Below are 16,282 nucleotides of genomic sequence, written 5' to 3' on the forward strand. Positions count from 1 at the left end.
GCGATCGACGCTACGCCGGGTCGCCCGGTGCCGCCGTCCGGGTCGCGGTCGATGGCCCCGTCTCGGGCCGGGGCACCGTGTGCACGGGCGCGGCGGCGGCGATCGCGACGTCGACCCCCTCGGGCGCGTGCTTGTCCCGGTAGCCACGGATCAGCCACACGAGCACGATCCCCAGGGCGGAGACGACGGCCAGCGCGAGGGCGGCCCCGTGGAAACCGGCGAGCAGGGCGTCGGTGGCGGACGCGCCGGCCGCGGAACGGTTCGCGGGGATGCCCGCGTACAGCGCGGCGACCACGGCGGTCATGACCGCCGGTCCCACGTAGCGCGCCATGTTGGACAGGCCCGATGCCCCGCCCACCTCGGAGTGGTCGACCGATCCCGTGGCGACCGAGGAACAGGGATTGTTCGACAGGCACAGTCCCACCGCCGTCATGACGATCGGCACCAGGAACGCCAGGTAGCCCCACGACGCGCCGGCCAGGGCCAGCACCACGAAGCCGGCCGTCATGACGACGAACCCCGTCCCGACGACGGCGAGCACCCCGAACCGGTGGGTCAGCCCGGGGACGGCCGGGGTGAGGGCGACCATCCCGACGGTCGCCGGCAGGGTGGCCAGCCCGGCCTCGAAGGGGTCCATCCCGAAGGCGGCCGGGTCCTGGAAGAACAGGCTCAGCAGGAACATCATCGCGTTGATCGCGGCGGCGCCGATGAGGATGCCGATCGTCGCCCCGACCAGTCGGCGATTGCGGAACAGGCCGAGGTCGATCAGCGGGGCGGACACCTTGCTCTCGACCGCGACGAACCCGATCGTCGACGCGACGGACACCGCGAAGCAGCCGAGCGTCTGGATCGAGAGCCAGCCCCAGGTCGCACCCTGGGTGAGGCCGAGGATGAGCGGGGCCAGGGCGAGGGCGATGAGCATGGTTCCGGCCCAGTCGATCGACCGGCTGCGCGTCGGGTCGGAGGACTCGGCCACCGCACGCAGCGTCAGCGGGACGAGCAGGACCGCGATCGCCGCGTCGAGCCAGAACAGCCCCTGCCAGCCCACCGTGTTCACGAGCGCCCCGCCGAGCAGCGGGCCCGCTGCCGCCCCGACCGCCGAGGCCGACCCCCAGTAGGACACGGCCCGCAGCTGCGCGTTCCCGGGTGGTGAGGCGATGGTGAGGATGCTCAGCCCGCCGGCCACGAGCGTGGCCCCGGCGGCGCCCTGGATGCATCGTCCGACGATGACGGCCCAGCCGCCCGGCGCCAGGGCGATGAGGACGCACGAGGCGATGAACAGCAGCAGACCGCCGAGGAACACCTTGCGCCGGCCGAAGACGTCCCCGAGGCTCCCCGAGGTGACGATCGTGGCCGCCCCGACGAGAAGGTAGCCCGTGACGGCCCACTGCAGGGTCTCCGTGGACATGCCGACGTCGTCGCTGATCGCCGGGAGCAGGATGGCCACGGCGGACGTGTTCGCGTTGACGATGAGGGTGGAGACGCAGGCCGCCGTCATCACGCCGAGCGGTGTCCGGGCGTCGGTGGTGGCGGTGGGCTCGGGCTCGACCATGGGACCTCCCGGGGTGATCCGTCTGGAACGTAGCACCGCTGTCGGCCGCTCGCGTGGCGCGGGGACTCCCGGGAACGCAGCAGGCCCCGGACCGTCGGGTCCGGGGCCTGTGGTGGTGGGCGATACTGGGATCGAACCAGTGACCTCTTCCGTGTCAGGGAAGCGCGCTACCGCTGCGCCAATCGCCCGAGGTGGGTACGGGATTCGAACCCGTGTATACGGCTTTGCAGGCCGCTGCCTCGCCTCTCGGCCAACCCACCTTGAGACTGTGCTCACCGGCTCGCTCGTTGCCGAGATCGCAGGGGAGTGGGCCTCCGAGCGGATGACGAGACTCGAACTCGCGACATCCACCTTGGCAAGGTGGTGCTCTACCAACTGAGCTACATCCGCACGACCGGACCTGGTGCAGGGGTGATCCCCGCGGCGTTCCGGCGCGAGGAAAACTTTAGTGGACGGTGCCCGAATGGTCCAATCGCCCCGCAGTGGCTCGCTGGCATACCGTGCAGCCGTGCGTGCACCGACCTCCTGGGCCTCCTTCGCCGGCCGTCTCGCGACCGACGTCGTCGAGTGCGTCGACCTCGACGTCACCCCGGAACGGCTCGCCGACCCCGGGCCCTGGTTCGTCGTCGTCGACTTCGAGGCCTCCGGCCGGGGTGGGCGGGCCCGGGCCTGGCGGTTCGCCCGCGTCGTCGACGGCGGTGCGCCGGTGCCCGGCGAGCTGGCGGCACAGGGGTGGCAGGGGCCCGCCCCGCAGGACTGGTCGACGTCGATGTCCCGCGGCGAGTACGAGGGGGCCGTGCGTCGCGTGCAGCAGCACATCCGTCAGGGCGACGTCTACCAGGTGAACGTGTGCCGGGTGCTGACCGCGCCCCTGCCCCCGACGGACCCGGGTACGGCGTCAGGGGAGCCGGACGCCGCCGCGCTGGCGGCACGGTTGGCCGCCGGGAACCCCGCGCCGTACGGCGCCGCCGTGCACGTGCCCGCCGGGCTCGACGTCGACCCGGTCTGGGTCGTGTCCGCCTCGCCCGAGCTGTACCTCTCCCTCCAGAACGGCCGGCTGGCGTCGGGGCCGATCAAGGGCACCGCACCGACGCCCGAGGGTCTGAGCGGCAAGGACCGGGCCGAGAACGTCATGATCACCGACCTGGTCCGCAACGACCTGCAGCAGGTGTGCGACCCCGGCACGGTGGCGGTGACCGAGCTGCTCGCCGTCGAGGAGCACCCCGGGCTGGCCCACCTCGTCTCCCGCGTGCAGGGAGTCCTGTCACCGGGGGTCGCCGCCGCCCCCGACCGCTGGCGCCGCGTGCTGGAGGCCACCTTCCCGCCCGGTTCCGTCTCGGGCGCCCCGAAGTCGTCGGCGCTGTCCCTCATCGACCAGCTGGAACCGACGCCTCGCGGGCCGTACTGCGGCGCCGTCGGCTGGGTCGACGGCGACCGTGCCGAGCTCGCGGTCGGGATCCGCACCTTCTGGTGGGAGCGGACCGACGACGGCGGTGCGCTGCGGTTCGGCACCGGCGCCGGCATCACCTGGGGTTCGGACCCCGCCGCCGAGTGGCGCGAGACCGAGCTGAAGGCCTCCCGGCTGGTGGGGCTCGCCTCTCGTCCGGCGAGGGAGCAGCGCTCCTCCTAGCGTGGGGAGATGCAGGTTCCGTCATCGCTGCGGCTGGCCGTCCGGTCGGTGACCGCGTACGACCTCGACCTGCCTGCCGGCGGCACGCATCGCGGTGTCCCCGGTCCGGACGTCGTGCTGGAGATCGCGCTCGACGCACCGCTCGACGTGCGTTGGGCGGACCGTCCGGACACCCGGCAGCGAGCCTGGTCCGTCCTGTCGGGCCTGCACACGCGACCGGCGCAGGTCGAGATGCCGGCCCGGGCCCGAGGCGTCAGTGTCCGCCTCACGCCCTGGGGCGCCCGGAAGCTGCTCGGGATGCCCTGCGCTGAGCTCGCCGGCCGGCTGGTGTCGCTCGACGAGGCCGCGCCCGGGCTGTCGGACCTCCCGGAACGCCTGGCCGCGAGCCGCCGACCGGCGGACGAGCTCGTCCTGCTGCTGCAGCACGCCCTCCGGGAGGCCGCGAGCGACGGTCCCGGCCCGGTCGACGCCGCTCTCGCTGCCCTGTGCCGGGGCCGGCCCGTGGCCGTCAGCGCCGCGGCCGGGGGGTGGTCGCGGCGCCACCTGCAGGATCTCGTGCACCGTGAGTGCGGGTTGTCGCCGCGCGACCTGCGACGCGTCGGTCGGCTGGCGCGCTCACGGGTCGCCATGGTCCGGGGCGCGGGCCGGTCGCTGGCCGACGTCGCCGCCGGGGCGGGGTACGCGGACCACGCGCACCTGACCCGCGAGTGGAAGGACCTGGCCGGGTGTACCCCGACGACGTTCCTGCGCGAGGAGCTCCCGTACGTTCAAGCCGCCGAGGTCCCCGACGGGGGAGGCTGAGCAGGTAGGTACCGCCGCCGGAAGGAGCCCGTGATGACCACCTCGCTGTGGGTGACCCTGCGCTACGCCGACGCCGACACGGCGCTGGACTGGCTGCGCGCCGTCGGCTTCACCGAGCGCGTCGTGGACCGTGACGAGCAGGACCCCACCGTCGTCCAGCACGCCGAGCTCGAGTGGCCCGGCGGTGGCGGGCTCATGCTCGGCACGCACCGCGACAGCCCCGCATGGCCCGTCGAACCCGGTCACGGCGCGACCTACGCCGTGACCGACGACGTCGACGGCACCTACGAGGCCGCGCTCGGCGCCGGGGGCCGGGCCGTCGCGCCGCCCGCCGACCAGCCCTACGGCGGCCGTGGCGCGTCGGTCGCCGACCCGGAGGGCAACCTGTGGAACTTCGGGAGCTATCGGCCCTGAGGCCGGGTCGGTCGGGGTCCGCGACCGATGAGTCCCGCGGGCCCCGGCGGTCGGCACCGGCATGACGAGAGTGACCTGCGACCTGTCCGTGGCCCTGGACGGCTTCGCCGCCGGACCGCACCAGACGCGTGACCGACCCTTCGGTGACGTGATCGGCACCGGCGAGGTGCTGCACACGTGGCTGCTCGAGCACGCCGACGACCATCCGCGGGAGGTCGCCGGGATCCTGGAGGCCGACGCCTACGTGATGGGCCGGGGCATGTTCTGCCCGGACCCCGGCCCGTGGGACCCGGACTGGACCGGCTGGTGGGGTGACGAGCCGCCGTACCGAGCACCGGTGTTCGTGCTCACCCACCACCCGCGCGAGCCGCTCGAGATGGCCGGCGGCACCACCTTCCACTTCGTGACCACCGGCGCCGAGGACGCGCTGCGCCGGGCGGTGGAGGCGGCCGGCGGCGGAGGAGTCTCGATCGCCGGGGGAGTGTCGACGGTCAACACCTACCTCGCCGCCGGGGCGATCGACGAGCTGCGCCTGCACGTCGCCCCCGTCGTGCTCGACATCCCCGGGGCGACGCGACTGTTCGACGGCGTCGGCCGGCTGGACCTCGACGCCGCCTCCGCACGGCACGCAGGGGAGGTGACGCATCTGGTGTACCGGCGTCGGGCAGACTGAGCACCATGAGTCTCGTGATCTGGGCCGAAGGTCGGTTGGTCGGAGCCGGGGAGGCCGCGCTGAGCGCGGTCGACCACGGCATCACGGTGGGTGACGGCGTCTTCGAGACGTGCACCGTGTTCGACGGGCAGGTGTTCGCGCTGACGCGCCACCTGGAGCGGCTGCGGAGGTCCGCGACCGGCCTCGGCCTCGAGGCGCCCGACGAGCAGCGGGTGCGCGAGGGCGTCGACGCCGTCCTGGCCGAGGCCGTGCGCCTCGACGGTCCGTTCGACGGCCGGCTGCGCATCACTGTGACGGCTGGCATCGGACCGCTCGGCTCGATGCGGGTCCCTGGCGCGCAGAGCGTGGTGGTCGCCGCCCAGGACTCGATGATGATGCCGGAGTCGCGCTCGGCCCGGTCGCCGTGGCCGCGCAACGAGCGGTCGCCCATCGCCGGGCTCAAGACCACGTCGTACGCCGAGAACGTGGTGGCGCTCGCGGACGCCAAGGCCAAGGGCGGCGACGAGTCGATCCTGCCCAACACCGTGGGCGAGCTGTGCGAGGGCACGGGATCGAACATCTTCGTCGAGCGCGGGGGCGAGCTCCTCACCCCGGCGCTGTCCACCGGCTGCCTGGCCGGGATCACCCGGGCGCTCGTGCTCGAGTGGGGCGCCGAGGCGGGGCTGCCGGTGCGCGAGGCCCAGGAGGGTGAGCTGCCCTTCTCCGTGCTCGACGAGGTGACCACGGGCGGCGTGCATCTGGCGCTGACCTCCTCGGGACGCAACGTCCAGCCCATCACCCGGCTGGACGGCGTCGACGTCGCACCGGGCGAGATCACCCTGGCGGTGCGCGAGGTGTTCGAGAAGAACTGCCGGGAGCGCCTCGACCCGTGACCTGGGGCGTCGTCGCGGAGGTGTGGGCCACGCCGCACCGATCCGGTTTGGAGCAACCCCGGATCTGTGGCTAGTATCGACCACGCACTCGGGCGATTGGCGCAGTGGTAGCGCGCTTCGTTCACACCGAAGAGGTCACTGGTTCGAACCCAGTATCGCCCACCGATGCGAAACCCCGTCTGACCGGCAACGTTCCAGGTCAGGCGGGGTTTTTGCGTGTCAGGCTCAGTGACACGGCAGGACACAACCCCCCACGCTGGGGGTTACGTGCCCTCCCGGTACCCCCACAGGGAGAGGTCGAGCGTCGGAAGAACGCCCGTACCAAGAAGGTGACGGGGTACCGGGCGGGGTACCGAGGCCCAGACCTTGAGCGGCACTCGCAGAGGTTCACAACGAAGATGGACGCCGAGGCCCGGCTGTCCGCAGAGCAAGCGTTGAGTGCCCGAGGCTCAGGGACCGCGCCAGCCTCACTCAAGGCGGAACAGGCGGCAAGATCCGTCACAATGCTGGAGGACGCCACGGCCTACGTGGACAAGCGCGAGGCGCAAGGCAAGGCGCCCACGAAACTCCAGGAGTACCGGCGCTACGTGCAGCGGTTCGTGGAGAACGACCCGATCGGTCTAGGTCGTGATGCTCAAGGCGCTGGTGAGCCAGTGGAGTGTCGCGGCGAGGCTGAGGCCGGCGTGGTAGTTCCGCGCGGTCGTGTCTGAGCGCATCGCGATCCCGCGCCATTGTTCTTGGACTACCGACGAGCTCGGGGTCGCATCGGCGTGTTCGTCTACGTCGGCGGCCGACCCCAGAAGCCGGCCCCAGGCCCGAAGCGCATCCTGTCGGATGCTGCCTGGGAGTTCGGCCTCCGTTCAGGCGGTTTCGAGCGGACGCTCAATCTTTTGTCATCCCACTCTAGACAAAGCGGTCAGACTCGCCTATTTTTCCCGTTACCAGACACGGCGCGCTCGTTCGAAGGCACTGGGGCCAGCGTCGAGGGCGGCTGGTTGGTCTCGCCGGGCGTGGTCGCCCGGCTCGTGCTGGGGAGTTGGGCCGGTTGGCTGCTCTGGTTTGGTTAGCTGGTGTTCCGGAGGCGTGGTTCCGCAGGGTTGCGGTGGTCGCGGCGGTGACGGCGGTGTCGGTGGGCGTGACGGGTTCGTATCTGCCGAACCCGGCTGCTGCGGCGGTGGAGGCTCCGGCCCAGGCGTCAGCGCCCGAGTCGGTCGCGACAGGCAAGCCGCAGCGTGGCTCGCACGGCGCGTTGGTGGCGCGGGATGGTGTCTCGGCGCAGGTGAATGCGCGTCTTGCGGGTGAGCGGGTAGAGGATCTGTCGCAGCGTACGGAGTCGAGCTCCACGTACGCGATGCCGGACGGGTCGTGGCAGTCGGCGCTGTCGTTGTCGCCGGTGTGGGTGCGCACGGGTGGGGACGGCACGGCCGAGGACGACTGGGCGGAGTTCGACGCCACCTTGCAGGCGGCCGAGGGCGGGTTCGGTCCGGTGGCGCACCCGGCGGGGATCACGGTCTCCGGCGCGCAGAAGGCCGGCCGTGACGGGGTGAGTGTTGTCGCCTCACTGACGGACCCGGAGACGGGCACGACGTCCGAACTGACGTTCCCGGGCGACCTGCCTGCTCCGCAGGTGACGGGTGAGCGGGCCGTATTCGCGAACGTCGAGCCTGGCGTGGACATGGTCGTGGACATTACCGGTGGCGGCTTCGAACAGTACTTCGTGCTGCACGAGGCCCCGACTGACCCGGCCGCGGTGGCGCTGGACCTCGGCCTGAGCGCTGAGGGTGCCACGGTCGAGCAGCCGAAGAAAGCGCTGGTCGACCTCGTCGTCGACGGCGAGGTCGCGGCGCGTGCCGCGACCCCGATGATGTGGGACGCGACCTACGACGCCCAGTTGGCCAACCCGGTGACCCAGGAGTGGTCGGCCGAGCAGCCCCCGCTGTGGGCGGGCACCCCGGCGGACCTTGACGCCCTGACCGTGCCCGATGCCGAGACCAGCACGGACGAGTCTGCGGGGACCGCCGAGGCTGGTGTGCCGGACCCGGGCGTGACCGCGGTCGTGCCGGTCGAGGTAGCTGTCGAGGACGATGGCGCCGAGGTGACCATGACCCCGGGCCAGGAGTTCCTGACCGACCCGGACGTGCAGTACCCGGTCGTGGTGGACCCGTCGGTGAGCCTGGGTCTGCCGCGGGACACGTTCGTGCAGACGAACTGGTCCGATGACGCGTCGTTGCAGACGGATCTGCGGCTGGGCACGTACAACGGTACGGACAAGGCGCGCACGTTCATCAACGTGGACACCAGCGCGATCAAGGGCAAGAAGGTCACCTCGGCGAAGCTGAACCTGTGGCAGTACCACTCGTGGTCATGCGAGGCGCGCCAATGGGAGGTGTGGGTCCACGGGCTTGGCGGCGACGGGCACTGTGTGGACGAACCAGCCGTCGTGGACCAAGAAGTGGGCCACGACCTCAGACACCAAGGGGTATGGCGCCTCGTGCGCGGACGACTGGTCGAACGTGACGATCACGTCGATGGCGCAGTCGTGGGCGGATGCGTCGGCCACGACCCACGGTGTGGGCTTGCGCGCGACGTCGGAGAGCGATGTGTACGGGTGGAAGCGGTTCAACTCGACGAACGCGACGTCGGGCAAGCCGACGATCACGGTGTCGTACAACTCCTACCCGAACACCCCGGGCACGTCGTTCATCAACTCCAGCCAGTACGTCTGGTATCCCTCGAGCACCGACCCGAACAAGGTGCTGTACGTCAAGTCGGCCAAGCCGGTGTTCTCCGCCGCGGTGTCCGATCCCGACGGTGGGAATGTCAAGGCACTGTTCGACGTCATGCAGGGCTCGAGCGAGGTGTGGGACGACCAGGCCGGCACGAGTGTGGCCTCGGGCGGCACGTCGACCTTCACCCCGGGCACGGGCACCACGGCGCTGAGCGAGGGCACGACCTACACCTCGCGGGTGTGGGCGAATGACGGGTCGTTGACGTCGAAGTCCGCAAAGTCGTTGTGGACGTTCACGATCGACACGACCAAGCCGGTCACCCCGACGCTGACCGCCTCGGCGTACACCGCGGGGCAGTGGCAGGACACCGCGCCGTCGTCGAACACGTTCACGATGAAGTCCACCTCGAGCGACGTGGTGCGTTTCGAGTACTCCAAGGACGGCGGGGCGTGGACGTCGCTGGCTGCGACCGGCACGACCCCGACTGCGACCTTGTCGTGGAACCCGGCCAGTGGTGCGCACACCCTCAAGGTCCGCGCGATCGACAAGGCCGCCTGGGTCTCGTCGGAGAAATCGTTCAGTTTCGGGGCCGGGGGCGCGGCGCTGACGGCGCCGGCGAACACAGCGAAGTCGACGAACACGTTCGCGGTCAAGGCGACCGCGCCGACCGCGAGCTCGGGCACGGTGACGCCGTCGATCTGGTGGCGTGCCGCGGGCACCGCGGAGCCGGGGGACTACAACTCCTCGACGGGCTCGACGACGGGCTGGACGATGGACACCGAGCTCGCGGCCGTCGGGGCGGGCGCCGCGGTGAGCGTGGCCCGCTCGTGGTCCGCGGCGCAGGCCGCTGCGGCGCTGGGCAAGGACCGCGTGCCGGTGCTGCTGGACGTGCAGGTGTGCTTCACCTACTCCGCGACCGGCACGTTGCGTTGCACCTGGAACGGTCAGCTGACCAACCGGTCCTCCGTGGTGCGGGTCCCGCACGCGTTCGGCGACGGCTATCCGACGGCGGACGCCGGGCCAGGGCAGGTCGCGCTGTGGACCGGTGAGTTCAACACGACCGTCACCGACGTCTCGGTGCCCGGCTATGTCGGGGACCTGTCGATCTCGCGGTCGTACTCCTCCCAGGCGGGCATCGATGACGCCTCGGTCTTCGGGCCAGGCTGGAGCGCGTCCTTCGAGGGCACCGACGTGGGCGTGGCCGGGTTCGAGGTCGTGGACAACACCGACGTCGACGGCACGTTCGCGCTCGTTGACACCGAAGGCGGTGCACTGGTGTACCGCCAGCCGGGCAACACCAAGACCGCGATGAAGACCGGCAGCTACACCGCGGTGGATCCCGAGACCGCCGAGTACGGGGCACGCCTGGAGCTGACCGGGTCGGGGACGGGCGCGCGACTGATGCTCACCGAGCCCGACGCGGCGATCACGACGTTCGCCTACACCGGCGCCAGCGACTCCGACGGGCGGATCTGGGCGCCGGTGTCGGTGACCGAGCCTGCCTCGTCGAAGTCCACGACGTTCACCCGCGACGCCGCCGGACACATCACCCGCATCCTGGCGCCGGTGCCGACCGGGGTGACGTGCCCGGCCAGCGGCGCGCTGAATGTCGGCTGCCGGGCCCTGGACATCACGTACGCCACCACCACCTCGGGCACCGACGTGGCCGGGCAGGTCAAGCAGATCTCGTACACCGCCTACGACCCCGACCGGGCCGGCGGGGCGGGGATGTCCACCGTGGTGGTGGCGCGCTATGAGTACGACGCGGCGGCGCGCCTGGCCAAGGTCATCGACCCGCGCACCAACCTGGCGGTCGGCTACGCCTACCACGCCACGGCCACGTCCACCTCAGGCCAGCCCCTGCTGACAACCGTCACCGAGCCCGGCCTTGCGCCGTGGAAACTCGCCTACGGCACCGGCTCGCAGGACGCCAAGTCGCTGCTGACCGTGCACCGCGCCAACCCCGCCGGCAGCGGCTCGGACATCCAGGTCGCCCGGTTCGTGTACGGCATCGCCCGCGACGGCTCCGACGCCGGCCTGCCTGCCATCAACGACGCGGCCGCCGCGTGGGGCGACGAGACCGGTCCGGCCTACGGCGCAGCCGTCTTCGGCCAGGACAAGCCGGTGGGCACGACGCCTGCGGCCGCGGACTGGCCCTACGCCGGCCTGCAGTTCACCGACGCCGAGGGCCGGGTCACCGTCAGCGGCTCCTTTGGGGCGGGGGACTGGCAGTTCGCCGCGACCCGATTCGACGACGCGGGGCGCGTCACCCACATCTGGGACGACCACGCCACCAGCCAGCTGCGCGCCCAACGCCTTGAGCAGGGCGACCTGGCCGCGGACGTCATCGACTCCTTCGCCACCATCACCCGGTACAACGCGCCCATCACCGCGGCCACGGCGATCACCTGGACACCGGCCGGCGGCACCGCGCAGACCATCACCGCGGGCAGCGAGATCACCCCCGCCGGGGCGCTGGTCACCGACGTATGGGAGCCCGCCCGCGACGTCGACGGCGCGCTGGTACGCACCCACACCCACACCGACTACGACCAGGGCGCCCCCAACGGCGGGGTCAACCCCACCACCGGCATCGCCTACAACCTGTCCACCACCACCACCGTGACCCAGGCCGACGGCCTGAGCGGCTCCGCCGATCCCGCGGTCCCCCTGGTCGCCGGCGAGACGGTGCTTGCCAAGACCGTCACCGGCTACACGCCGATCGACGCCAAGCCGGCCACCGACCCCACCTCGGGGTGGACCCTCGGCGCCGCGACCGTGACCACCACCCGTATGGGCGCCGCTGGCGCGACGTCGAGCGCGGACATCACCACCAAGGTCCGATACGACACCGAGGGACGCCTGCTCGAGGAGCGTCGCCCCGGCTCGAGCGGCACCGACGCCGCTACCTGGCTGACCGGCTACTACACCGCCGCCGCGCAGAGCGGCACGTTCGCCGCGTGTGGCAGCAAGCCGCAGTGGGCGGGCCTTACCTGCCTGACCACCACCGGCGAGACCAACCCCACCCTGCCCGTCGAGGCGATCACGAAGTACTCGATGTACCTCGGGGTCGCGGCCGCCACCGAAACCACGGGCAGCGTGGTCCGCACGACCACGACCACTTTCGACACCGCCGGACGCACCATCCGTACCGGCACCACGGTCGGCGGACTTTCCGGTTCCCAGTCTGTGCCGGACACTAAGGCCCTTTACGACCCGGCTAGCGGCCTGGCCACCGCGACCGTCAGCCTGAACGCGGACGGCTCCGAGAAGGGCAGGATCTCGACCGGGTACGACGGGTGGGGACGCCAGGTGTCCTACACCGACACCGACGGCGCTACCACGGCCACGACCTACGACACCGCCGGACGGGTCCACACCGTCACCGACCCCCGACGCAAGGTCACGTACACCTACGACGGCACCGGTGAACACCGCGGGCTGCCCACCAAGACCGAGATCCAGGGCGTGGGCGCGTTCACGGCGACCTACGACGCTGCCGGGAACATCACCCGACAGACCCTGCCCGGCGACACCGTCGCTCAGCAGCTAACCTACGACCGGGCAGGCGACCTGGCCGAGCAGTCCTACGCCACGATCTCGGCCAGCGGGCAGGATGCGCAGGAGATCCTGGCGTGGACGATGGCCACCGACGTCCAGGGCCGCACCACACAGATCACCTCCGGTGCCGCGGCCAGCGAGACGGGTGTGGGGCGGGTTCAGCAGTTCGGCTACGACGCGGCCGAGCGTCTGGTCACGGCCCAGGACGTGATCGGGCAGGACTGTGCCACCCGCACCTACGCCTTCGACGTGCGCGGCAACCGCACCGGCCTCACTGCGACGACAGGAACCGACCCGGAGGCGCCGTGCACCGCCCCCGGCGTCACGGTCACCAAGGCCTGGTCGTACGACAAGGCGGACCGCGTCGACAAGGGTGCCACCACCAATGGCGTCGCCTCCACCGGCTACGTGACCGACCTGCTCGGCCGGCAGACCACTCTGCCTGCCGTCGACACCCCCACCGGTGCCACCGGCGGGGACGTAAGCCTGGCCTACTTCGACACCGACGCCGCCCACCAGATCATCCGTGGCGACGTCACCACGACCTACACCCTCGACCCCGCCGGACGCCGCTCCGGAGAGACCACTACCGGAGGCGACACCGACACCACGGTCATCCGCCACTACACCGACACCAGCGACAACCCTGGCTGGGCCGTCAACACCACCGGCACCACCACGACCACCAGCTGGTACGGCGCATCCATCGGTGGCGACCTGGGCATCGAGACCATCCACACCACCGACACCGCCGATGGCAGTGAGGGCACGGCCGCCAACCTCACCCTCGCCGACTCCCTCGGCTCAGCCGTCACCAGCATCAACATCCCCGCCGCAGGCACCCCCGTCCAGCTCGGCGCGGTCGGCTCCTGGGACGAGTACGGCAACACCCTCACCACCACCGCCGACGACGGCGCCATCAACTACGCCTGGCTCGGCGCCAAGGAACGCGCCACCAACACCCTCACCGGCCTCGTCCTCATGGGCGCACGCCTCCACAACAGCACCACCGGCCTGTTCACCAGTACCGACCCCGTCAAGGACGGCAACACCACCGCCTACGCCTACCCGCAACAGCCTGTTGATGAGTACGATCTGGATGGTCTGAGCCGAGCTTGGCCCTGTCGATGCGGCCGCGCGCCTAAGGGCTTCGGCGGTTCAGTTTCTGCCCGCTACGGCCCAACGACTTCCTCGAAGGGGTCAGTGAAAGCGGGCTCAACAAAGGGGAGTCGGTATACATCAAACTATAAGTATTCACGGACGTATGGGCGGACCATTAGTTCCATCAGAAGCCAGGCCAATGCATACGCGGGCCAGATGAGGCGAAGAGGGTACACTGTCAACGTGAAGAATCTGCGCTTTGGCGAGTACGGGAATCGTGCCGATATTACGGTTGATGTCTTCACTCGATCTGGACGGCGACACCATACGCGCCACTTCATTACAACGCAGAACTACAGGAGGAGATAACAATGGCAAAGAAGTGGTTTCTCTTCTGGCCCGCTGAAACGAATATTGCGTGCCGAGGTAGCGGGTCTCGGGTGGGCGTTTCGAGGGCTGTCGTGCATGCGGACTCCCTTGCTCAGGCAAAGGTGTTGCTCAAGTCGTACGGGCTGTCCGCTTCTAGGTGGACAAAGGTAAAGTCGACTGCTGAAGAGCAACTGTCCTCGTCTATCGATGGCCCCATTGGCTGGGAAGAGGAGGACGTAGTTGGGGAGAATTGGATTACAGTGCCGATCGAGCAGTACTGTCGAGAACGCTTCGGCATGGGCTCGGAGCGAGGGGAAGAGGGCTGACCTGGCTCGTGAATCAGCAAGAACGGTTGGTTCCTCAGGGCGGAATCTAAAGAAAGGTGATAGCAGTGGAACCGACGTTGGGACAATTTTCCCGTGAGAGCTTGGATGCACTTCAGGAATCGGCGCGCAATTTGTCGGAGATAGCTTCGCGCTATGTGGAAATGTCGAACAGTGCGCTTCGTGGGACGCCTGCAGACTTGCGCCTGATTCAAGAACTCAACGATGAGTTGGAGGCTGGCGTGGTCGATCTCAACATTCGTATCCACGCGCACTCAGGAACGTTGGCCTTGGCGTTGGACGTGATCCCCGCCGATGAAGAGCATTTCGATGACTTTGTGGAGCTCGAGGACGTCGATGTCGAGGTTCAGGGGCGTGTCAGCGTCTTCAGTCGCTGGGACGTCGTGGTTTCCGATACCGAAGCTCTCCTAGTGGCGGGCCGAGCTGCGCACCGCCGCGACAATTCGGAGGACTGCGAGGAGGATGCTGCGCTGGCCGTTCCTGATGCATTCTCTGCCTTGTGGAGGATCCTTGGCGACGATGGGCGCCTGTGGTACTCCATACCTGGAATCGAACCAATCCGGGGCGTGAAGTTCGGGGTGGTTCCGGACGACGAGGATTTGTGGGACCAGGAAGTGAACATGACGGAAGGTATGCTTCCGCCTCCTGGCAGGGTGCTGCGCACGGAGTGTTGGTGACCGTGTCGTGCGTCAGCCTTAGCCTCGATCGGGACTGCTGCACGAGTAGGTGAAACCTGACCTGGGGTGCCTGCGGTTGCTGCTGGAAGGATGTGTCCCGTGCCCAGACCCCACCCGAAGGATTTCCGCGACGACGTCGTGGCGATCGCCCGCTAGGGCGAGACTCCGATCAAGCAGATCACGAAGTACTTCGGCATCTCCGAGTCGTGCCTGAGCAACTGGCTCCACCAGGCCGACGTCGAGGACGGCGCGAAGCCCGGTGTGACCGCGTCGGAGTCGGCCGAGCTGCGTGAGGCCAGGAAGTGTGTGTGGCTGTTGGAGCAGGAGAACGAGGTGCTGCGCCGCGTGGCGGCGTACTTCGCCCAGGCGCACCTGCCGGGAAAATGATGTACCTGCTCGTCCGAGAGCTCGCCGAGGCGGGGATCCCCGTCGCGGTGACGTGCCGGGTCCTCAACCTTGCCCGCCAGCCGTACTACCGGTGGCCCGCCGCACCGGTCAGCGATCGCGAGCTCGAGCAGGCCTATCTGGCCAACGCCCTGTTCGACGCCCACCACGATGACCCCGAGTACGGGTACCGGCTCCTGGCCGATGAGGCCCGCGAAGCGGGCCATGTCGCGTGCGACCGCACGATGTGGCGGGTCTGTCGGGACGGGCGCTGGTGGAGCGTGTTCGGCAAGAAGCGTTCGAAGAACGGCAAGAGGCCCGGACCGCCCGCGCACGACGACCTCGTCCTGCGCGACTTCACCGCGGCGGAGCCGAACGAGCTGTGGCTGACCGACATCACCGAGCATCCCACCAGCGCCGGCAAGGTCTACCTCTGCGCGATCAAGGACGTGTACTTCAACCGGATCGTGGGCTACTCCATCAGCGACCGCATGAAGTCCGCCCTGGCCGTTCGAGCGCTGGAGAATGCCGTGGCCAGACGGTCCGTGGAGGGCCGCGCGGTGGCCGGCTGCATCGTGCACTCCGACAGAGGCAGCCAATTTCGCAGCCGACGATTCCTGGCCGCGCTGCGCCGTCATGACCTGCGCGGATCCATGGGGCAGGTCGCCTCCGCCGGCGACAACGCCGCCATGGAGTCCTTCTTCGCGCTGCTGCAGAAGAACGTCCTGGACCGGCGCCGTTGGACCACCCGCGAGGACCTGCGCATCGCGATCATCACCTGGATCGAACGCACCTACCACCGACGCCGCCGCCAGCAGCGGTTCGGACGATCGACCCCCCCATCGAGTACGAAGCCATCATGACCACTCAGGTCGCACTCGCCGCCTGACAACCGCTGTCACCAAACCGTGCAGCAGTCCCTTGCCCGGGTCGGAGTTCATTCACACCGAAGAGGTCACTGGTTCAAACCCAGTATCGCCCACCGATGCGGAACCCCGTCTGACCGGCAACAGGCGCGGTTCTCGCTCGTAGGGCTCAGTGCCACGGCAGGACATCCGTGCATTCGGTGGTCGAGGCGCGCGTGTCCTGACGGTGGCAGCCGGGCGTCCCTGTCACAATGGGCCGTGACCTGGACGAACACGACACATGACTGGTCCGCCACGGTTGACCATGCT

General features: G+C 69.7%; 10 protein-coding genes, 4 tRNA genes and 1 pseudogene. 11 read left to right on the forward strand and 4 right to left on the reverse strand.

The annotated features are described in order from the left end of the window. Positions 1 to 10 precede the first annotated feature (10 nt). The 4 genes from HLI28_RS14050 to HLI28_RS14065 all read right to left on the reverse strand — a co-directional run bounded on the left by HLI28_RS14050 (position 11) and on the right by HLI28_RS14065 (position 1,942). Positions 11 to 1,552, reverse strand: coding sequence for an MFS transporter (locus tag HLI28_RS14050; protein ID WP_171248172.1), 1,542 nt, complete (start codon positions 1,550 to 1,552; stop codon positions 11 to 13). A gap of 113 nt (positions 1,553 to 1,665) precedes the next feature. Beyond that, positions 1,666 to 1,740: transfer RNA gene (locus tag HLI28_RS14055), tRNA-Val, on the reverse strand. Position 1,741: 1 nt separating this feature from the next. Beyond that, a tRNA-Cys gene (locus HLI28_RS14060) sits at positions 1,742 to 1,812 on the reverse strand. 57 nt (positions 1,813 to 1,869) lie between these two features. Continuing rightward, positions 1,870 to 1,942, reverse strand: a tRNA-Gly gene (locus HLI28_RS14065). Positions 1,943 to 2,060: 118 nt separating this feature from the next. Between HLI28_RS14065 and HLI28_RS14070 the strand changes: the two genes are divergently transcribed. The 11 genes and pseudogenes from HLI28_RS14070 (at position 2,061) to HLI28_RS14115 (ending at position 15,996) form a co-directional block, all read left to right on the forward strand. Next, the gene (locus tag HLI28_RS14070; protein ID WP_343035849.1) at positions 2,061 to 3,182 is read left to right on the forward strand and encodes a chorismate-binding protein; all 1,122 of its coding nucleotides are present in this window, start codon (positions 2,061 to 2,063) and stop codon (positions 3,180 to 3,182) included. 9 nt (positions 3,183 to 3,191) lie between these two features. Further along, the gene (locus HLI28_RS14075; RefSeq protein WP_171248174.1) at positions 3,192 to 3,983 is read left to right on the forward strand and encodes an AraC family transcriptional regulator; all 792 of its coding nucleotides are present in this window, start codon (positions 3,192 to 3,194) and stop codon (positions 3,981 to 3,983) included. Between the two features lie 33 nt (positions 3,984 to 4,016). After that, the gene (locus HLI28_RS14080) at positions 4,017 to 4,397 is read left to right on the forward strand and encodes a VOC family protein (RefSeq protein ID WP_171248175.1); all 381 of its coding nucleotides are present in this window, start codon (positions 4,017 to 4,019) and stop codon (positions 4,395 to 4,397) included. A gap of 61 nt (positions 4,398 to 4,458) precedes the next feature. Continuing rightward, entirely contained in the window at positions 4,459 to 5,070 is a 612-nt protein-coding gene (locus HLI28_RS14085; RefSeq protein WP_171248176.1) for a dihydrofolate reductase family protein, read from the forward strand. Between the two features lie 5 nt (positions 5,071 to 5,075). Next, the gene (locus tag HLI28_RS14090; RefSeq protein WP_171248177.1) at positions 5,076 to 5,942 is read left to right on the forward strand and encodes an aminotransferase class IV; all 867 of its coding nucleotides are present in this window, start codon (positions 5,076 to 5,078) and stop codon (positions 5,940 to 5,942) included. A 90-nt stretch (positions 5,943 to 6,032) separates the two neighbouring features. Further along, a tRNA-Val gene (locus HLI28_RS14095) sits at positions 6,033 to 6,104 on the forward strand. Between the two features lie 341 nt (positions 6,105 to 6,445). After that, positions 6,446 to 6,652 (forward strand): hypothetical protein, encoded by a 207-nt coding sequence (locus HLI28_RS14100; protein WP_171248178.1) that lies wholly within the window; start codon positions 6,446 to 6,448, stop codon positions 6,650 to 6,652. 335 nt (positions 6,653 to 6,987) lie between these two features. Beyond that, positions 6,988 to 8,922 carry a DNRLRE domain-containing protein gene (locus tag HLI28_RS15825; protein WP_281357654.1) on the forward strand — a complete coding sequence of 645 codons (1,935 nt, stop codon included), beginning with the start codon at positions 6,988 to 6,990 and terminating at the stop codon, positions 8,920 to 8,922. Positions 8,923 to 9,442: 520 nt separating this feature from the next. Further along, entirely contained in the window at positions 9,443 to 13,702 is a 4,260-nt protein-coding gene (locus HLI28_RS14105; RefSeq protein ID WP_281357663.1) for an RHS repeat protein, read from the forward strand. A 391-nt stretch (positions 13,703 to 14,093) separates the two neighbouring features. Further along, on the forward strand, positions 14,094 to 14,723 hold the full coding sequence (locus tag HLI28_RS14110) for a hypothetical protein (RefSeq protein ID WP_171248180.1): 630 nt from the start codon (positions 14,094 to 14,096) through the stop codon (positions 14,721 to 14,723). Between the two features lie 99 nt (positions 14,724 to 14,822). Continuing rightward, positions 14,823 to 15,996, forward strand: a pseudogene (locus HLI28_RS14115) (IS3 family transposase). The last annotated feature ends 286 nt before the right edge of the window (positions 15,997 to 16,282 follow it).

Source organism: Isoptericola sediminis, from assembly GCF_013085345.1.
GTDB classification, from domain to species: domain Bacteria; phylum Actinomycetota; class Actinomycetes; order Actinomycetales; family Cellulomonadaceae; genus Isoptericola; species Isoptericola sediminis.